20 protein-coding genes and 1 pseudogene are annotated in these 17,928 nt (G+C 43.5%); 13 read left to right on the top strand and 8 right to left on the bottom strand.

Translation table 11 applies throughout. The features are described from left to right. The first annotated feature begins 113 nt into the window (after positions 1–113). The 7 genes and pseudogenes from J2S25_RS06305 to hmpA all read left to right on the top strand — a co-directional run bounded on the left by J2S25_RS06305 (position 114) and on the right by hmpA (position 8,949). Positions 114–1,520, top strand: coding sequence for an isochorismate synthase (locus J2S25_RS06305; protein ID WP_307191538.1), 1,407 nt, complete (start codon positions 114–116; stop codon positions 1,518–1,520). Continuing rightward, positions 1,517–3,268, top strand: coding sequence for a 2-succinyl-5-enolpyruvyl-6-hydroxy-3-cyclohexene-1-carboxylic-acid synthase (gene menD / locus J2S25_RS06300; protein WP_307191537.1), 1,752 nt, complete (start codon positions 1,517–1,519; stop codon positions 3,266–3,268). Before J2S25_RS06305 ends, menD begins: the two co-directional genes overlap by 4 nt. After that, positions 3,265–4,074 carry a 2-succinyl-6-hydroxy-2,4-cyclohexadiene-1-carboxylate synthase gene (gene menH, locus J2S25_RS06295; protein ID WP_128721576.1) on the top strand — a complete coding sequence of 270 codons (810 nt, stop codon included), beginning with the start codon at positions 3,265–3,267 and terminating at the stop codon, positions 4,072–4,074. Before menD ends, menH begins: the two co-directional genes overlap by 4 nt. A gap of 14 nt (positions 4,075–4,088) precedes the next feature. Then, positions 4,089–4,907 (top strand): 1,4-dihydroxy-2-naphthoyl-CoA synthase, encoded by an 819-nt coding sequence (menB, locus tag J2S25_RS06290; RefSeq protein ID WP_044395770.1) that lies wholly within the window; start codon positions 4,089–4,091, stop codon positions 4,905–4,907. Between the two features lie 70 nt (positions 4,908–4,977). Then, positions 4,978–6,468: an o-succinylbenzoate--CoA ligase gene (locus J2S25_RS06285; protein ID WP_307191536.1), complete on the top strand. Its 1,491-nt coding sequence runs from the start codon at positions 4,978–4,980 to the stop codon at positions 6,466–6,468. A gap of 25 nt (positions 6,469–6,493) precedes the next feature. Continuing rightward, positions 6,494–7,125: pseudogene (locus tag J2S25_RS06280) on the top strand (enolase C-terminal domain-like protein). Positions 7,126–7,734: 609 nt separating this feature from the next. Then, positions 7,735–8,949 carry an NO-inducible flavohemoprotein gene (gene hmpA, locus J2S25_RS06275; RefSeq protein WP_307191535.1) on the top strand — a complete coding sequence of 405 codons (1,215 nt, stop codon included), beginning with the start codon at positions 7,735–7,737 and terminating at the stop codon, positions 8,947–8,949. A gap of 433 nt (positions 8,950–9,382) precedes the next feature. Here the strand turns inward: hmpA and J2S25_RS06270 are convergent, their stop codons facing one another. Together J2S25_RS06270 and J2S25_RS06265 are read right to left on the bottom strand one after the other, a co-directional pair. Next, positions 9,383–9,538, bottom strand: coding sequence for a DUF1540 domain-containing protein (locus J2S25_RS06270; RefSeq protein ID WP_079510168.1), 156 nt, complete (start codon positions 9,536–9,538; stop codon positions 9,383–9,385). A 100-nt stretch (positions 9,539–9,638) separates the two neighbouring features. After that, positions 9,639–10,592: a metal ABC transporter solute-binding protein, Zn/Mn family gene (locus J2S25_RS06265; protein ID WP_307191534.1), complete on the bottom strand. Its 954-nt coding sequence runs from the start codon at positions 10,590–10,592 to the stop codon at positions 9,639–9,641. 225 nt (positions 10,593–10,817) lie between these two features. Between J2S25_RS06265 and J2S25_RS06260 the strand changes: the two genes are divergently transcribed. Then, a complete protein-coding gene (locus J2S25_RS06260; protein WP_307191533.1) occupies positions 10,818–11,384 on the top strand; it encodes a beta-class carbonic anhydrase in 567 nt (188 codons plus the stop codon). A gap of 21 nt (positions 11,385–11,405) precedes the next feature. Here the strand turns inward: J2S25_RS06260 and yidD are convergent, their stop codons facing one another. Continuing rightward, a complete protein-coding gene (gene yidD / locus J2S25_RS06255; RefSeq protein ID WP_044395338.1) occupies positions 11,406–11,660 on the bottom strand; it encodes a membrane protein insertion efficiency factor YidD in 255 nt (84 codons plus the stop codon). A 43-nt stretch (positions 11,661–11,703) separates the two neighbouring features. Next, positions 11,704–11,883, bottom strand: a complete 180-nt coding sequence (gene ytzI, locus J2S25_RS06250; protein ID WP_307191532.1) for a YtzI protein — start codon at positions 11,881–11,883, stop codon at positions 11,704–11,706. A gap of 123 nt (positions 11,884–12,006) precedes the next feature. Between ytzI and J2S25_RS06245 the strand changes: the two genes are divergently transcribed. Further along, positions 12,007–12,453: a Dps family protein gene (locus J2S25_RS06245; protein ID WP_431305977.1), complete on the top strand. Its 447-nt coding sequence runs from the start codon at positions 12,007–12,009 to the stop codon at positions 12,451–12,453. A 105-nt stretch (positions 12,454–12,558) separates the two neighbouring features. Here the strand turns inward: J2S25_RS06245 and J2S25_RS06240 are convergent, their stop codons facing one another. Further along, positions 12,559–12,813: a DUF6154 family protein gene (locus J2S25_RS06240; protein ID WP_044395342.1), complete on the bottom strand. Its 255-nt coding sequence runs from the start codon at positions 12,811–12,813 to the stop codon at positions 12,559–12,561. 223 nt (positions 12,814–13,036) lie between these two features. Between J2S25_RS06240 and J2S25_RS06235 the strand changes: the two genes are divergently transcribed. Both J2S25_RS06235 and ytkD read left to right on the top strand, forming a co-directional pair. Beyond that, positions 13,037–13,357, top strand: a complete 321-nt coding sequence (locus tag J2S25_RS06235) for a hypothetical protein (protein WP_044395344.1) — start codon at positions 13,037–13,039, stop codon at positions 13,355–13,357. Between the two features lie 64 nt (positions 13,358–13,421). Further along, entirely contained in the window at positions 13,422–13,895 is a 474-nt protein-coding gene (gene ytkD / locus J2S25_RS06230) for an RNA deprotection pyrophosphohydrolase (protein WP_044395347.1), read from the top strand. A 48-nt stretch (positions 13,896–13,943) separates the two neighbouring features. Here ytkD and J2S25_RS06225 read toward each other — a convergent pair whose 3' ends face one another. Genes J2S25_RS06225 through J2S25_RS06215 form a run of 3 tightly spaced genes read right to left on the bottom strand, consistent with a single transcriptional unit; the run spans position 13,944 to position 16,523 of the window. Next, a complete protein-coding gene (locus tag J2S25_RS06225; protein WP_439117488.1) occupies positions 13,944–14,789 on the bottom strand; it encodes an ABC transporter permease in 846 nt (281 codons plus the stop codon). Beyond that, the gene (locus J2S25_RS06220) at positions 14,731–15,507 is read right to left on the bottom strand and encodes an ABC transporter ATP-binding protein (protein WP_044395352.1); all 777 of its coding nucleotides are present in this window, start codon (positions 15,505–15,507) and stop codon (positions 14,731–14,733) included. Before J2S25_RS06220 ends, J2S25_RS06225 begins: the two co-directional genes overlap by 59 nt. Before the next feature lie 17 nt (positions 15,508–15,524). Beyond that, positions 15,525–16,523, bottom strand: coding sequence for an ABC transporter substrate-binding protein (locus tag J2S25_RS06215; RefSeq protein ID WP_044395354.1), 999 nt, complete (start codon positions 16,521–16,523; stop codon positions 15,525–15,527). 120 nt (positions 16,524–16,643) lie between these two features. Here J2S25_RS06215 and J2S25_RS06210 point away from each other — a divergent pair, with 120 nt between their 5' ends. Together J2S25_RS06210 and J2S25_RS06205 are read left to right on the top strand one after the other, a co-directional pair. Beyond that, positions 16,644–17,429: an alpha/beta hydrolase family protein gene (locus J2S25_RS06210; protein WP_307191531.1), complete on the top strand. Its 786-nt coding sequence runs from the start codon at positions 16,644–16,646 to the stop codon at positions 17,427–17,429. A 46-nt stretch (positions 17,430–17,475) separates the two neighbouring features. Further along, the gene (locus J2S25_RS06205; protein ID WP_044395359.1) at positions 17,476–17,718 is read left to right on the top strand and encodes a DUF2584 domain-containing protein; all 243 of its coding nucleotides are present in this window, start codon (positions 17,476–17,478) and stop codon (positions 17,716–17,718) included. The last annotated feature ends 210 nt before the right edge of the window (positions 17,719–17,928 follow it).

Raw genomic sequence — 17,928 nt, 5'->3', positions numbered from 1 at the left:
GCTTTTCCGCTAAAAAGCCTGCTATAATTGACATCATGAGGTATGAGGTGTATCTTAAAATAAGCTTTTAAACGTTTGATAACAGTGGAGAGGCTGTTATTGGGGGGATTTTTTTGGTTGCCATTCAGGAAACGGAACTAAAACAGGGAATTTTTAATGGAATAGCGCGTGCCAAGGGACGATCACAGTCGATTTTGGTGAGCGAGGTTCATAAAATAGAGCATCTCGATCCAGTTGATTTTTTTGCTGCAGGACGGGAAAAGTACTTAGGAGAACGTTTTTTCTGGAAGGATCCTGAGGGAAAACTAGTCCTTGCGGGATTGGGGATTTGCGGTCAAATTCAGTCGGATCAGGCAGCTGACCGCTTTTTTCATGTTGAAAAAGAGTGGAAGCGCTTCATGGATTCCGCACTAATCATTAATAAATACCAGCGCAATGGAATGGGCCCGACTTTGTTCGGAGGCTTCTCCTTTGACCCGCAGAAACAGGGAACTGCTTTATGGTCGAAGTTTCCTGAAGCATTGTTTCAAATTCCAAAATATATGCTGACTTTGAGCAATGGTGAGATGTTTCTAACGACAAACGTCATTTGTACCCATCATGATGATCTTACTTTATTTGAGAAGGTGTCTAGGGAACGCCAAGAAGTACTCTCGAAGGCAGCCATGAAACAGTCATTCGCTCAGCCAAAACTCAAGAAAATGGTGGAAATCGAGCCGGAAGCATGGAAGCAGGCGATCACACATGTCGTGAAAGATTTGAAACAAAGCGAACTGAAAAAGGTTGTCCTCGCCAGGGAACTACGACTGCATTTCGATGAAGAAGTTCAGGCAGAAAGGGTTCTGGTGAATCTTTTAGATCATCAGAACGACAGCTTTACATTTGTTTTAGAATCCAATAACGATTGTTTTATCGGTGCCTCACCCGAAAGGCTGGTCAAAAAAGAAGGGCACAGCCTGTATTCAGCATGCCTTGCAGGTTCAATTGCAAGGGGGAATACGCCTGAAGAAGATGACAGGCTTGGCAGTGAACTTTTATCTGATCAGAAAAATTTGATGGAACACCAATATGTTGTGGAAATGATCAAAGAGGCGATGGAGGAAACCTGTAATGAGGTCCTTCTTCCAGAACAGCCTGTGTTAATGAAGATGAAATACATCCAGCATCTGTATACCCCAGTCATCGGTAAAAATCGGGCAGGCACATCGATTCTTCACCTTGTAAACAGGCTCCATCCGACTCCAGCTCTTGGAGGTTTGCCAAAACAGGCAGCTATCGAGAAAATTAGGGAAATGGAGCAGTTGGACAGAGGACTGTACGCGGCACCGGTTGGCTGGATGGACTATCAGGGAAACGGCGAATTTGCGGTAGCGATTAGGTCTGGACTGATTCAGGGGAAAGAGGCTTCCTTATTTGCCGGATGTGGAGTCGTGGCAGATTCAAATGCCGAAAGTGAATACAAAGAAACTAGCATCAAGTTCCGGCCGATGCTTACAGCGCTTGGAGGAAAGATAACATGAGTGACCAGCAAGATTTAACAGCGTATATTGCTGCATTTGTTGCAGAATTATCCATAACTGGAGTGAAGGATGTTGTTATCAGTCCTGGTTCGAGATCAACGCCAATGGCACTGGTGATCGCAGAGCATCCTGAGCTGAGAACCCATATTCTCGTTGATGAGCGTTCTGCGTCCTTTTTCGCCCTCGGAATTGCCAAGGCAACCCGAAAACCCGTCGCACTCCTTTGTACATCTGGAACGGCCGCGGCCAATTATTACCCTGCAGTCATAGAAGCACGTATTTCAAGGGTTCCGCTGATCGTTCTGACAGCTGATCGGCCGCATGAACTGCGCGATGTCGGAGCGCCGCAGGCAATCGACCAAATCCATTTGTATGGTAAGAATGTTAAATGGTTTGTAGAGATGTCGCTGCCTGACAAAACAGAGGAAATGATTCGCTATGCTCGTACTGTTTGTAGCAGAGCAGTTGCAACAGCATCTAGTTATCCGCAGGGACCAGTCCATTTGAACTTTCCGTTCAGGGAACCATTGATTCCGAAGTTGGATGAAAAATTGTTCGAACTGACTGATCGTACTGGCAGATATGTCGAAATCCAAACCGGACGTATCAGTTTATCAGATGCCATGTTTGCAAGGATTGCGGAAGAGCTTGCAGTCTATAAAAACGGGATGATCGTCTGCGGGCAAATTGACAGCGATGATTTTACTGAACGCGTATTGGCACTTGCAGACATCCTGAAATTCCCAATAATCGCCGACCCGCTATCACAGCTGCGCAGCGGTGAACATGACGGAAGGCATATTGTCGATACATATGATGCGTTTTTGCGTAACGAAGACGCAAAGGAAGCATTAAAACCCGATGTGATCATCCGCTTTGGTGCGATGCCTGTGTCAAAGGCGCTGACCATCTTTATCAAAGAGAACCGCCATGCCCGGCAGATTGTGATTGATAGTGGTGCCGGCTGGCGTGAACCTACTATGTCAGCTAACGATATGTATTATTGTGATGAAGCACTTTTTTGTGAGAAGATCAGCAGTTTGGTCGACTATGTTCCTGAAACTGCTTACTTGGATAAGTGGCTTGCGTTAAACGATACGGCAAGGCACCAGCTAATCGGAATTGCCGATACGGAGGAATTGAGTGAAGGCAAGCTGTTCCATCTGCTAAATGAAATGCTTCCTGAAGGTGCGACTCTATTCGTCGGCAACAGCATGCCGATCCGCGACCTCGATTCCTTTTTTCTGTTCAATAAAAAGAAAATTAGAGTCATGGCCAACAGAGGAGCCAATGGCATCGACGGAATTGTGTCTACTGCCATTGGGGTAGCGAGTGTATCGCAGCCATGTTACCTCGTGCTCGGGGATTTAACTTTCTATCATGACTTGAATGGGCTATTGGCGTCAAAATTATATGCTATCAATATTAACATTTTACTAATTAATAATAATGGCGGAGGAATCTTCTCCTTCCTGCCCCAGGCAAATGAACCAAAGCATTTCGAGATGCTTTTTGGCACTCCGCTCGATCTTGATTTCCGTCATGTAGTTGCAATGTACAAAGGAAAATACGACCTGATAAAAGACTGGACGCATTTTTCCAAGACATTTACCGAAAACCAGCACGTTGAAGGCTTGAAGGTAATGGAAATTCGCACAACAAGGGAGTCGAACATGACCGAACATCGAAATTTGTGGAAATCTGTTTCCCGGGAAATAAGCGCAATGGTAAAAGGTGATGAAACTTGAAAACGATGATTAATGGAATCCAGTATCATGTCGAGCGATACGGCAGCGGATTTCCGCTCGTATTGCTTCATGGTTTTACCGGAGCGGCTTCTACATGGAAGCCGTTTTGTCCGGTATGGGGACAGCATTCAGAATTGGTGTTGTTGGATCTCATTGGGCATGGAGAGACTGAATCGCCAGGCGATATGAAGCGATATGATATCAAGCAGGCAACAAATGACCTTAAGGTTCTTTTAGATCAGTTCGGTATTGAAAAAGTAGACTTGCTTGGCTACTCAATGGGCGGTCGGATAGCGATTGCTTTTGCTAGTCTGTATCCTGGAAGAGTAAGGAAACTCGTTCTTGAGAGCACGACACCTGGACTGAAAACGCCTGAAGAGCGTCAAGCACGAATCATACAGGACGAAAAATTGGCAGTCAAAATGGAAGAGGAAGGCATAGAAAAATTCATCGATTTTTGGCAATCGATCCCGCTTTTTCAATCACAACAGAATCTGCCGGAAAAAGTAAGGGAACAAATAAGAAGTCAAAGGCTGAAGAATGATCCAGTCGGGCTGGCAAACAGCCTGCGGGGTATGGGAACTGGTAAACAGCCGTCCTGGTGGGATGCGCTCGTGAACTTTGATTTTGACACCCTGCTGATTACAGGAGAGCTTGATGATAAATTTTGCGAAATAGCCGCCGACATGGCGGCAAAACTGCCGAAATCGACAAATTTGACGATAAATGGATGTGGACATGCAATTCATGTGGAAGAGCAACAAAAATTTGGTACAATAGTAAGTGAGTTTTTGTTGAATACATAATAGGGGGTATCAAAATGACAGTTGAGTGGGTGTCAGAACGCAATTACGAAGATATTCTGTATGAAACATATAATGGCATTGCAAGAATCACTATTAACCGTCCAGAAGTGCGCAATGCTTTCCGTCCTAAAACAGTTATGGAAATGATCGATGCATTTTCTTTTGCTCGTGATGATTCGAGTGTTGGCGTAATTGTCCTTACTGGGGCTGGAGACGATGCATTCTGCTCTGGCGGAGACCAGAAGGTGCGCGGACATGGTGGGTACGTTGGCGAAGACGAAATTCCCCGCTTGAATGTCCTGGACCTGCAGCGCCTGATTCGGGTTATCCCTAAACCAGTCATCGCACAGGTAAAAGGCTATGCAATCGGCGGCGGCCATGTGCTCCATGTCGTATGTGACCTGACTATTGCGGCGGATAATGCTATTTTCGGCCAGACAGGTCCTAAAGTAGGAAGCTTTGATGCAGGGTATGGTTCAGGCTACCTCGCAAGAATTGTAGGTCATAAAAAGGCTCGTGAAATCTGGTACCTTTGCCGTCAGTACAATGCACAGGAAGCTTTGGAGATGGGCCTAGTTAACACAGTTGTGCCTCTTGCTCAAATTGAAGAGGAAACGATCAAATGGTGTGAAGAAATGCTCGAAAAGAGCCCAACTGCACTTCGTTTCCTGAAGGCTGCAATGAACGCTGATACGGATGGGCTTGCCGGACTTCAGCAAATGGCAGGAGATGCAACCTTGCTTTACTACACAACAGATGAAGCGAAGGAAGGCCGCGATGCGTTCAAGGAAAAACGCAAGCCAAACTTTGGCCAGTTTCCTAGGTTCCCTTGATTATGAAGTTTGACACAGCTTGATGGCCTTCCATCAAGCTGTTTTAGTATAGAGAGAAAGGATGACAACCATGGCTGAAACGATGCCGAATTGGCTGAAAAAGCGGGCTGAGCTATCTCCGGACCGGGTAGCGCTAATCTTTGAAGAACATGCCTATACCTATCAACAAGTGTTTGAAAAGGCAAAATGGTACGCGGGAAAACTGGAAGCGTTGGGTCTGAAAAAGGGTGGAACAGCTGCTGTGCTGTTTTCCAATCAAGCGGAAGCTGTCTTTATTTTATACGCTTTACAAATGGCAGGAATCAGGGTGGTTATTTTGAACCATCGCCTAACAGCAGAAGAGCTGGTTTGGCAGCTGGATGATAGCCAAGCGACGGTACTTGTGTACGAAACACGGTTCAATGGGAAGGTGTCAGAAGTTCCTGCAAATGCAAGAAAGATTAGCACCAAAGACTTGTTAGAAACAAACGGAATAACTCCCTTCATTCTTGACGAGTACGAGCTGAATGAAGTTACTTCTATCATGTATACATCGGGCACGACCGGCAATCCGAAAGGCGTCATGCAAACTTATGGAAATCATTGGTGGAGCACGAATGCTTCTGCGCTTAACCTAGGATTACATGTTCATGATAAATGGCTTTGTACTGTGCCGATTTTCCATATCAGCGGTTATTCGATTTTAATGAGAGGACAAATATATGGAATGCCGATTGTCTTACATTCTTCCTTTGATGAGAAAAAGGTACTCGAAGACATTGGGCGATACGACATAACGATTCTGTCGGTTGTCAGTACGATGTTAAGGCGGATCATCGACCGAATGGGCGAAAACAAATTGCCGGATTCCTTCCGCTGCATGCTGTTGGGTGGAGGGCCAGCTACATTGCCGTTACTTCAAGCCTGTTTGGAAAAAGAGATCCCTGTATTTCAAACGTATGGGATGACAGAAACCTCGTCACAAGTGGTAACATTGTCACCTGAATACAACATGGAACGGCTGGGATCTGCTGGGAAGGCATTGTTCCCTAATCAAATTCAAATCGTCAACGATGCTGGCGAAATAGTCCCGCCTGGTGCAGAGGGGGAAATTATTGTAAAAGGTCCAAACGTGACGGCCGGGTACTTGAATCGCCCTGAAGAAACAGCTGATAAAATCCGTGATAGCTGGCTCTATACAGGCGATATAGGCTATATAGATGATCAAGGATTCCTATATGTTCTGGACCGCCGTTCCGATTTGATTATTTCTGGCGGAGAAAATGTTTATCCCGCTGAGATTGAAGGCGTCCTGCAGTCCCATCCCGGGGTTGCTGATGCCGGCGTGATTGGAATGTCTGATGAGCAATGGGGACAGATGCCTGTCGCTTTTATTGTGAAAAAAGAATCGGGACTACGAGGGGAAGATTTGTTTGCGTTTTGTGAACGGAAATTAGCCAAATATAAGGTTCCGAAAAAGGTTTACTTTGTTGACCGCCTGCCGCGCAATGCTGCAAAGAAATTACTAAGACGCACTCTGCGTGAATGGCTGGAAGCGGAGCGTGACGAAAGTGAACATTAAATCCGTCCATTTAAAGGTGATTAACATGCAATTGAAGCAGCCCTTCATGACTCATTTAGAGTCGGTGACCGACAGGGAAGCGATCATTATAGAAGTGGGATCGTAATGGCATTATTGGATATGGGGAAGGGGTAGCATTTTCATCTCCATGGTATACGGAGGAAACGGTGCAAACCGCTTACCATATGCTGAAAGACTTTTTGATGATGATATTCTTGATCATGCCAAGCTTCAGTACCAACTCAAAACCCACATTTGCCTGGATGAAAGTATCGTTACTTTTGAAGACGCCAAGAATGCAATCGAACTTGCCAGCTGCGGCGTCATCAATATAAAAGTTGGCCGGGTCGGTGGGATTGGCGAAGCAAAAAAAATCCATGATTACTGCCACTCAAAAGGCATTCCTGTCTGGGCGGGGGGCATGATGGAATTCGGCATTTCAAGAGCACATAATATTGCGCTTGCTTCACTTCCTGGATTTACAATCCCAGGCGATATCTCTGGATCAGACCGCTATTGAGAACAGATATCATTCAGCCTGAGATTGAGGTGGAAAACGGAATGATCCAAGTGCCAGACAGGCCTGGCATCTGCTTTGAATTGAATAGACAACGAATCAAGGAAGTTACTGTTCTTGAAGAACGGTTTCAGCTTTAGAAATGGTGGAGAGAGCACTGCTTAGGCAGTGCTTTTATTTTTTTAATATCAGAGATTATATGTTTACCCTTTTTTTGCAATTGCAGGAAAATCGAGGCATGGAGCCAAATAATCTTAAACGAATCTTTTTTGTTGATAGACACGAAGGCGAAAAACGTCTCAAGGAGTTAGCGGCAAACGGCTTGCCTAAGCATTGGGCTAAGTGCTGGTGCTGGACAAATTTATTTTGACAGGTTTGAGGATGTAGAGCAAAAAGTTGTCAAGAAAGCCCTGTTATTTTGACAGGTTTGGAGGTGTAGAGCGGGAAGTTGTCAAGAAAGCCCCGTTATTTTGACAGGTTCTAAGTTCTTACCAAAAAAACCGATCCTGTGAGTATTTGGGGTGAAAATCGGTTATCAGCCAAACCCAAAAAAGAACCATGCGATTTTTGCCCGGTTTTTCTTATCTACTCGTCAACAATTTAGGTTAATTCCTGTGTTATCGTTCTAAAGAACTATTTTACTATAGTGTGATTTGCATCACTTAGTTTGCGGAAATAATTTATTATAATCACTATGGGAATAAGGTAAACTACAAAATATGGACATACATCATAAGGGAGTGTTTGACATGCTAGATCAAAAAACAATTGACATCATTAAATCGACAGTACCAGTCCTTGAAGAGCACGGAGAACAAATTACGACCGTTTTTTATAAAAGAATGTTTGAAAACCATCCAGAGTTACTGAACATTTTTAACCATGCAAACCAAAAGCAGGGCAGACAGCAAAGAGCACTTGCAGGTACTGTCTATGCTGCTGCAAAATACATCGATAACCTTGAAATGATTCTGCCGGTTGTGAACCAGATCGCTCATAAGCATCGCAGTCTAGGCATCCTGCCAGAGCATTACCCAATCGTTGGAAAGTATTTGCTGCTAGGAATAAAGGAAGTTCTTGGAGATGCGGCTACAGATGAAATTATCCATGCATGGACCGAAGCATATGGCGTGATCGCAGACGCATTCATCTCTGTCGAGGCGGAAATGTACGATGAAGCTGCAAGTCAAAACGGCGGCTGGAAGGGATTCCGTCCATTTATTGTTGCGAACAGGGTTGAGGAAAGTGAAGTCATCACTTCTTTCTATTTGAAGCCGGTTGACGGTAAGGCACTTGCTTCATTCAAGCCAGGACAGTATATTAGCATCAAGTTAGAGATCGAAGGCGAAGAGTTTACCCATATTCGCCAGTACAGTTTGTCTGATGCACCGGGAAAAGACTATTATCGTATCAGCGTAAAAAAAGAAGCTGGCATCGAAACTCCGGATGGCAAAGTCTCGAATTACTTGCACAACAGTGTAGAGGAAGGCGAAGTTTTGCAAATTAGTGCACCAGCAGGCGACTTTTTCCTTGATACAGAAAGGGATACACCCGTTGTCTTGCTAAGCGGCGGTGTTGGCCTGACTCCAATGGTCAGCATGCTGAACACCGTAGCGGAGTTGAATCCAGAAAAAGAAGTTACCTTTATTCATGCAGCCCTGAACGGAAAAGTGCATGCCCTGAAGGAAGAAGTAGCAGCAACAGCAGCAAAAGCAAAGGTGAATTCTGTCGTATTCTACGACCAGCCAACCGAAGAAGACCGCCAGAGTAACAGCTTTGATGTGGAAGGATATATTACCAAAAAATGGCTCAAGGAAAATATTGATCTTGACCAAGCAGACTTCTATTTTTGCGGCCCGGTACCATTTATGAAAGCAGTCAATTCTTCCTTAAAAGCATTAGGTGTAACAGAAGACCGAATTCACTTTGAATTTTTTGGACCAATGGCAAGCCTAGAAGCATAAAACAAGAAGAGAGGCGGCCATTTGAGTCCGCCTCTTTTTTTGGAATTTACCTCGAGAATTGTCCAGCTCCAGCGTCTAGCCCCTTGAGACGTTTTGGACCGCCCGATGAAGTCAAAGATGTATTAGGATAAAAAAATGGAAACAGATTTACTTATTTCGATGATCCAAATGACAAAAATTATATTAATAAGAGAAGTAACTGTGAAATTGCTTCCAAGGGTATCTTTCGGCATTTGGATGCAGTTTAGATACTCTAGTTGCAGTTTTTTTCTTTTGTTTAAAGAATAGTGTCATCCGTTCCAATCAACAGCCTGATAATCAGCAAAACCAAAAAAGGACCGGGCGCAGTTTGCCCGGTTTTTCTTAATTCCGATCCGTTATACCGCCAGTATTAGCTAAATTAGCAGGACCGGGTTTGTTCCGGTCCTGGTGATTAACTTAATGCTTCAAAAGTTTTACAGTCAGTTTCCCGGCTGTTGTCGGCTGTCTCGCCTGAATGGCTGACTACATAAATTTTATCTGCATTGCACAGATTTCCATGTTCCCAATACTGACAGTTGTTAACTTCGCATAAGACGTCTTTTGCCATTGGTGTACCACTCCTTTGTGATTGATACATCATTAGCATGCTGTGAAACCCGGTAACTCATTCCCGCTAATTTTAGGAAAAAGAGTGTGTTAATACACATTTATTCATTGAGTGCTTTTTCCAGAGTGGAAATATTTTTTTTCATCAACGTGAAATATGTTTCGTTGTTTTTGATGTCTTCATCTGTCAAAACGGAAAGATTGTGGAGGGTAAGTGTTTTACCGCCAATTTCATCCTGAACCATTTTTGCTAGCTTTGAGTTAAAATTTTGTTCGGTCAGAACATACTTTATTTTTGCGTCCTTAGCATGCGAAATGAGGTTTTGAAGTTCTTGTTGCGTCGGCTCATTTGTAGTTGACAGGCCGGAAATGTTGATTTGTTTCAGGCCATATCGTGTTTCCCAATAGCTGTAAGCGGCATGAGAAACGATGATTTCCTTGCGGTCAGCAGAACGAATCACCTCTGTAAACTCCTTGTCCAGATCCGTTAATTGGGCAGAAAGCTCGGCATAATTTTTTTCCAATACATCTTTATGCTCAGGCATTTGTTCCACTAATTGGTTTTTGATTGTCAGAGCAATTTCGTTTGCATAGATGGGATCTAGCCAGACGTGTGGGTTAATATCCCCGTGTCCGTGGCCGTCGTCACTTGAATGTGTTTCTTCGGCCTGATCATTGTTTCCCCCGTCCAGATGGAGCGAATCTCCGACTGGGAGCATTTTTACACCCTCATTTTTCAAGGTTTGTTCGGCTTTATCGACAAATCCCTCTAGCCCGAGACCAATATAGAAAAATAAGTCTGCATCGGCAAGCGATATCATATCCTTTTGAGATGGTTCAAAAGTATGTTCATCTGCTCCAGGCGGATAGATAGTTTTTACATCAACAAACTCGGCGCCAATTTGCTGAGTGAAATACTGAAGCGGGTAGACAGTGGTATATACTTTTAATTGGTTGTCATCCTTTTTTGCATTAGATGCTTCTTTTTGCCCGCAGCCGCTAAGGAAGCTAGAAACAATAATAAATAATACTAGGATGAAAGATAATTTTTTCAAACTAAAGACCTCCTTGGTTTCAAAGCGTAGTCATTACGATTTACAAGAGATGTTCTTCCCTTTTGTTATAGTTTTCTAATCAGAGTAAAAAAATATTAATTCGTAATGATTACGATTTACTTCTTGTATCATACAAAAGGATCGGCACAAATGCAAGTAAAACATTTTGGTTTGGTTAAGATTTGCGGTATTCTATTATGAGAACAAGCAAAAGGAGTGGAGCATGTGAGAATACTTGAGGAAATTCTTCAGTATAATAAACAATTTGTCGCTGATAAAAAGTATGAAGAATACACGACGACCAAATTTCCTAACAAAAAAATGGTGATTTTAACATGTATGGATACTAGGCTTGTTGAACTTTTGCCAAGAGCATTGAATTTTCGCAACGGTGATGTGAAGATTGTCAAAAATGCCGGTGCGCTCATTATGCATCCGTTTGGAAGTATCATGAGGAGCATTCTGGTAGCGGTTTATCAGCTGCAGGCCGAGGAAGTGGCCATCATTGGGCATTATGACTGCGGCATGAGCGGGATGAAGCCTGATGGGATGTTAGAAGAAATGAAACGGCGCGGTGTAAGCGATGATATGCTAAACACTTTGAATTACTCCGGAATCGATGTGAAAGAGTGGCTTCACGGTTTTGAAGATGTCAAGGAGAGTGTCGCCCACAGTGTTGAAATCGTAAAAAACCATCCTTTGATGCCAAAGGATGTTCCTGTACATGGTCTCGTAATTGATCCGGCAACGGGCAGGCTGGATCGTATAGTCGATGGATATGAAATTAGCTAGCATGATATACGTGTACCCAACTCAGTGATCATGAGCTTTTGTTTTTTTCTTAGGTGGCCACTCTTCCGGTACAGGGTCAAAGCCTCCGGGATGGAATGGCTGGCATTTTAGGATTCGAACAACGGTCAGCCATCCGCCTTTAAAAGGTCCAAATTTTTGGATCGCCTCAAGACCGTAATGGGAGCATGTTGGATAAAAACGGCAGGTTGGCGGTTTTAATGGCGAAATGACCTTTTGATAAAATCGAATGATGCCAATAAATATATTTTTTAACATAAGAATCCCTTCTTGTACACAGAATCACAAAAAGGAGGCTGATTTACAGCTCCTTTTTATTTGTCTCCAGGTTCTTCGTTTCGTTTTCCGGCTTCCCTTCTTCGCTGTTGCTTTCAATCGGGTCGACGGTGTGTTTGAACTGATAGGCTTTGGAGGTCGAGAACACGCTTAAAACAAGGACAAGGATAACGATCAAGACGGAGATAATCAAAATAGTATACATAATACATCCTCCTTCGTTAAAATTATTGTAGCATGTTTTCACTCAGCATGTAAAAAAGTTGCGAAAGCATGTTTTTTCCCACCAAGAGAAGGGAATAGTACTAGTGATTAAGAGGAGGATGAAATGAACATGGCTCAATCTGAATTAATTCAAGCAGTAAACAAACAAGTGGCAAACTGGACGGTCCTTTATACTAAGATTCACAACTATCACTGGTATGTAAAAGGCCGGCACTTCTTCACGCTTCATGTCAAATTTGAAGAACTTTACAATGAGGCAGCGACAATCATCGATGAATTTGCAGAAAGAATTCTGGCGTTAGACGGAAAGCCAGTTGCTACACTTAAAGAGTATTTAGAGCTGTCTTCCGTTAAGGAAGCGACAGGTTCTGAAAAAGAGGAAGAAATGGTGAAACAATTGTATGATGACTTTGCAATGGTCGTCGAAGAGCTCCAGGAAGCGATCGAACTCGCAGAGAAAGCAGAAGATACCGCTACTGCAGATATGATGACCACATTAAAAATGAGCCTTCGTAAACATATGTGGATGTTTAAGGCTTACCTCGGATAAGCAAACTGGAATACATGTTACGAAAAAACTGGCTGAAGCGGCCGGTTTTTTTGTTAAGTAAAAAAACCGGCGTCATCAGCCGGTTCATATGTATGGACTATTTTGTTAATGGATGTTACGAGAAGGATATGTGACAGTGCGAGCACCAAAGTCATCCTGGGCAAATTTCCCCTTCAGACTTTCAATCAAATAAAGACCCATCAAATCAAATAGTTCCTGCTTATCAAGGTCATGGATGATCTTCAGCAAGTCCTCGCGGCTCATTTCTTCAAGGAAGGCAAAAGCGAGCATATCGATATCCTCTTCGTCGCCGGTCAATTTATTGCGATATAATTCATATAACTCATCAATTAGTTTCAAGACATTTCACCTCTCCTTCTGCCGATACTCTATTCTCAATCCTATACTTATTTAATACCCTTAACAAGAAAAAATATGCTTTCGGTTTTTCATGCACCAGCTGTTTATTTGTGTCTAATTTTAACATAATCCTTCCTTTTACAGTGCCTAAAATTATTTATTTTAATGATATTCAGCATAAAGGAATATAGACGCAGGGAACGATATTTATGAGGTGAGACATATGACAGTAAGCAAAAAAACATACTATATCAACATTAGTGATGGCGAAATTCAAAGTGTATCAACAGCATCTCCATGGAATTTTAAAATTGAAGCATCTGATGAGGAAATCAGTGGATTAAGGGAAATTTTCGATCAGGGTCATTCAACGGGCTGGCAAAACTTTATGAGGGCGCATGTACCATATGTCCAGTATCATTATGATCGGGAAAACGATGCCCTTGACAGCCAACTGCTAAAGACGTATGAAATAATCTATAAACTAGGCGATGAAGAAGCGCGGCACCATATTGAGAGCATGGGAATCCTCCCCGAAAAATAATTCAATGAACTGCAGTTTCTTCCTTATTCCGCTTTCGTTATAATGAGGGAAAGGAGAGAGGGTTATGCATACATTCAGTGCTGAAAATGGGGGAGAGGTTGTTTTAGCATTTAAAGAAAATGCCTTTGAACAGGAGGCAAGCCATGTGCTGATCATTTGTACCTATAACGGGGAGTGGCTACTCACTGATCATAAGAAAAGGGGCCTGGAATTTCCCGGAGGCAAAGCAGAAATAGGGGAGACACTTGAACAGGCAGCACGTCGAGAAGTCATGGAGGAAACCGGTGCGTTATTGAAACGAATCAAAAGCATTGGAGAGTACCGGGTCAGCAGTGGAGAAGGTATATTTGTAAAAAGAATCTTTTACGGTGAAGCAGAGAAAATCATCCCGCAGGATCATTACTTCGAAACTAAGGGACCGGTTTTCAAAAAAGGGGATTTGCTGGAAGATAGAAGGAAGGCTGAATACAGTTTTATCATGAAGGATGACGTGATAAGATATTCCCTTGAATTTTTAACGGAGAAGTTACTGTTCTAATTCATTTATCAAAAAAAACTGAAGAAGCCGACTCTTATTCCGGCTTCTTTACTGGTTACTTTTGATTAGCTTCTTTTCAAGTAGCTCTACCAGCTGGTACATCATGGTGGCAAAAACAGCAATCACAAAGAGCGACAGGAACACGAGCGTAAAGTTGAATACCTGGAATCCATAGATGATCATATAGCCGAGACCTCGTGACGAAACGAGGAATTCTCCGACGATGACACCTACCCAGCTCAGGCCGACATTGACTTTCAAACTTGAAATAATGGTCGGGAATGAGGCGGGCAGGATGGCTTCCTTAAAACATTGCGTCCTTGTCGCACCGAATGTCTGCAGCACTTTTAAATAGTTTTGGTCGACTTCTTTAAAAGAAGTGTAGACCACGATGGTCGTGATGATCACAGAGATGATCGCTCCCATTGCAATGATCGAGGTCATATTCGTACCAAGGGCTACAATCAGTATCGGGCCGAGCGCGACCTTTGGCATAGAATTTAAAATGACTAGGTACGGGTCTAATATTCGGGAAAGTAGCGGTGACCACCAAAGAACAGCGGCTAGCATGGTTCCGGCTAGAGTTCCTAGGATGAATCCAAGTACGGTTTCTACCAGTGTGACCCCGAGGTTGACTGCAAGCGAACCGTCGAGCGTCTTCTCTATCAGCAGGTTCCAAACTTTGGAGGGGGAACTGAAGAGAAGAGGATCAATCCATCTTTGTCGGCTTGATAGTTCCCAGCCTGCGAAAAAGGTGAAGAAAATCAACAATTGATAGACGCGGACTTTTTTTCGCTCGCTCCTTAGCCTTTTCAGGTACTGCTGGTGAAGGAGTTCAGTATTCTTCTGGTTCAAGATATTCCAACTCCTTCCATATTGATTGGAACAGCTCATTATATAAGGGATGGTTCCTCACCTCAAAAGGACTGATGTTTCTAAGTTCTTCCGGGATCAAGAAGACTTGGTGCAATCGTCCTGGCCTTGGTGAGAGCAGAAAGATGCGATCGCTCATCGCGATAGCTTCTCCGATATCGTGTGTAACCAAAATTGCTGTTTTTTCAAATGTCTTGAGTGTGTTGGAAACGAGATTCTCGAGCTTCAATTTTGTGAGATAATCGAGGGCGGAAAATGGCTCATCGAGCATGAGCAGTTTAGGTTCTGTTGCCAGTGTCCGCACCAGTGCCACCCGCTGGCGCATTCCTCCAGATAGCTGTTTAGGATAAAGTTTTCCTACATTCTCCAGTCCCATCTGCTCGAGGAGTGCCAAAACTTCTTCTTTTTTTTGCGCATTTAAAGTTCCACTGATCTTCAGTCCTAGTAAAATATTTTCCTCAATCGTTTTCCATGGGAATAGATAATCCTGCTGTAGCATATATCCAGTCTGATTCGAAGCCTGTTTGACTGTTTTTCCTTCAAGTTTTACCTGGCCGTCTGAAGGATCGATCAGCCCAGCGATAATGGAAAGCAATGTTGTTTTGCCGCAGCCGCTCGGTCCCAGGAAGGAAACGAATTCCCCTTCCCGGACATCGAGTGAAATATCATTTAGCGCAGTGACGGCAGATGTTTTCGTAAAATAAGTGTGATGGATTCCTGTTAACGTCAAAAAGTCCATTATGCGGCAACCTCCTGTTATTTCATGACTTTTCCAGCCACGTCTGTATCGACCAAAGTGTCATGGCTGATTTGCTTAGGAAGCTCCCCGGCTTCCTCCATGATGGCCTGGAGATTGTTCCACTCCTCTTCATCGAGAATTGGGTCTGTTGCGTACGTGCCCTGGCTTTTATAACGGTCCACTACGGTCTCGATCAGTGATAAATCTGTATCTTTAAAATATTCCTGGATGGCTTCAGCTGTCTCTTTCGCACTGTGAGAATCGACCCATTGTTGTGCTTTGTAAACGGCACGGGTAAACTTTTCTATCGTCTCCGCATTCTCCTTCATGAAGCTTTGTTTTGCCATGAATGTGGTATAAGGTACATGACCGGATTCCGTTCCAAATGAAGCGACGATATGGCCCTTTCCTTCTTTTTCAAACAAGCTTGCCTGAGGCTCGAATAGCTGTACAAAGTCACCTGTTCCAGAAGCAAAGGCATTTGGAATATTGGCGTAATCAATATTTTGGATCATCTTTAAATCTTGCTTTGGATCAATATTGTGTTTCTTGAGCACGAATTCACCGACCATTTGTGGCATTCCGCCTGTACGCTGTCCGAGGTAGGTAGACCCTTTCAACTGGTCCCATGAAAAATGGTCGATTTTCTGTCTGGAAACAAGGAAGGTGCCATCCGTCTGGGTCAGCTGGGCGAAATTGATGACTGGGTCGTTGGAATCTTGGGCATACACGTAAATAGAAGTTTCCGAGCCAACGAGGGCGATATCCGCCGCATTCGACAGCACGGCTGTCATTGTCTTGTCGCCGCCCCAGGCTGTAGTGAGTTCGATATTTAGCCCTTCTTCCTCAAAAAATCCTTTGGCAAGGGCAACATATTGAGGGGCATAGAAGATCGAACGGGTTACCTCTGCTACTTTCACGGTCTGTACTTTATTGTTTTGGCTGCAGGCTGAAAGAGGAATAATGAGAAAAGCAACCAAAATAATAGCAAGACCGGCTTTGAACCATTTTTTCATATTGATGCCTCCTAAAAAATCTGTCTTAAATTGGGCTTACGATAATGTATGAGGCGAGAAAAAAATGTGTGAATGCCTAGTAGCAAAATAGAAAAAATTCCTATTAGAGGAGTGATAACGGTGGCCAATGACGGTCTAATCATTTCAGCAGATCCCTATCCTTCTCCAAATCCAAAAGTCAAACTTGACATGGTGAGATATTTTGCAGGCGGGTTGCGCGTTAAGGGGCTGTTGGCAAGACCAACTGACGGAAGCGGGACAGAAGGCTTTCTTTATCTTCGTGGCGGCATCAAAAATGTGGGAAAGGTGAGGCCAGCTCGTATCGCCCAATTTGCTTCCGAAGGCTTTACGGTTTTTGCTCCTTTTTATCGAGGAAACCAAGGTGGGGAAGGGAATGAAGACTTTGGCGGGAAGGACCGTGACGATGCGTTTGCCGGCTTTAGGCTGCTCCAGTCTCTTCCAGGAGTGGAAAGAGTTCACGTTTTTGGATTTTCTAGAGGCGGATTGATGGCCTTGCTGACCGGCATTCAATTTCCGGAGACAGCTTCCGTTGTTACATGGGGAGGCGTGACCGATTTATTTTTAACCTATGTAGAAAGAAAAGATCTGCGCAGAATGATGAAAAGAGTAATCGGCGGATCACCGAAAAAAGTACCGAACCGCTATAAATTCAGAACGCCATTATATGAACTCGAGAACCTAAAAGCACCCGTGCTGCTGATCCATGGTCGCAATGACCGAAATGTGTCAGTAGAACATTCTTATCGGATCGAGAAACGGTTAAAAGACTTAAAGAAACCTGTAGAAAGCTGGTATTTTGATGAATATACACACTATTTTCCTCCAGTAGTGAATCGGAAAGTCGTCAGTGATTTAATGAATTGGATGAAATCACAGCCTCAATAATGATAAAATATAGGGGAAGCTATTTGTGAAGAGGAGCGGAAAAATAATGGGAATGCCATTAGAATTAAATACAATGATCGTAACAAAAGGCCGCGAAAAAAGGCTCAAAGACAATTTCTTCTCTTTGAAAAAGAAAGGTTATAGGCTTTATCCAATCGACATTCCACTGGAAGTAAGAAAGACGATTGAAGGGGATCTGGCCGGAACAGGCGTCATCTCAAAACTCGAGTGGACAGAAAATGAAACAATCTTAACGTATCAATTAGTTTCTTTGAAGTCAACGAACTGAACAGGGCACATTTTGTGCCCTGTTTTTATTTTTTTTGCGAGGAAACCGGATTTTTGGTCACCAATAGGCTAGATTGGTGCCCTGTTTTCAGAGAAATCGGGCATTCAGGTCACCGATGGGCCTGATTGGTGCCCTTTTTTTCCAGAGAAACCGGGAATTCAGGTCACCAAACATTGATGAATAACGAGCCATCAAAACTAAAGGCCATCT

It is taken from the genome of Mesobacillus stamsii (assembly GCF_030814065.1).
In the GTDB taxonomy this organism is placed as follows: Bacteria; Bacillota; Bacilli; order Bacillales; family Cytobacillaceae; genus Mesobacillus; species Mesobacillus stamsii.
This window is presented reverse-complemented; position numbering and strand designations above follow the sequence as displayed.

Bases quoted from the DNA above. Each gene is read 5' to 3' on its own strand.
- menD (WP_307191537.1), top strand. From the start codon at position 1,517: ATGAGTGACCAGCAAGATTTAACAGCGTATATTGCTGCATTTGTTGCA.
- menB (WP_044395770.1), top strand. From the start codon at position 4,089: ATGACAGTTGAGTGGGTGTCAGAACGCAATTACGAAGATATTCTGTAT.
- J2S25_RS06285 (WP_307191536.1), top strand. From the start codon at position 4,978: ATGGCTGAAACGATGCCGAATTGGCTGAAAAAGCGGGCTGAGCTATCT.
- hmpA (WP_307191535.1), top strand. From the start codon at position 7,735: ATGCTAGATCAAAAAACAATTGACATCATTAAATCGACAGTACCAGTC.
- J2S25_RS06270 (WP_079510168.1), bottom strand. From the start codon at position 9,538: ATGGCAAAAGACGTCTTATGCGAAGTTAACAACTGTCAGTATTGGGAA.
- yidD (WP_044395338.1), bottom strand. From the start codon at position 11,660: ATGTTAAAAAATATATTTATTGGCATCATTCGATTTTATCAAAAGGTC.
- ytzI (WP_307191532.1), bottom strand. From the start codon at position 11,883: ATGTATACTATTTTGATTATCTCCGTCTTGATCGTTATCCTTGTCCTT.
- J2S25_RS06245 (WP_431305977.1), top strand. From the start codon at position 12,007: ATGAACATGGCTCAATCTGAATTAATTCAAGCAGTAAACAAACAAGTG.
- J2S25_RS06235 (WP_044395344.1), top strand. From the start codon at position 13,037: ATGACAGTAAGCAAAAAAACATACTATATCAACATTAGTGATGGCGAA.
- ytkD (WP_044395347.1), top strand. From the start codon at position 13,422: ATGCATACATTCAGTGCTGAAAATGGGGGAGAGGTTGTTTTAGCATTT.
- J2S25_RS06225 (WP_439117488.1), bottom strand. From the start codon at position 14,789: ATGAGCTGTTCCAATCAATATGGAAGGAGTTGGAATATCTTGAACCAG.
- J2S25_RS06220 (WP_044395352.1), bottom strand. From the start codon at position 15,507: ATGGACTTTTTGACGTTAACAGGAATCCATCACACTTATTTTACGAAA.
- J2S25_RS06215 (WP_044395354.1), bottom strand. From the start codon at position 16,523: ATGAAAAAATGGTTCAAAGCCGGTCTTGCTATTATTTTGGTTGCTTTT.
- J2S25_RS06205 (WP_044395359.1), top strand. From the start codon at position 17,476: ATGGGAATGCCATTAGAATTAAATACAATGATCGTAACAAAAGGCCGC.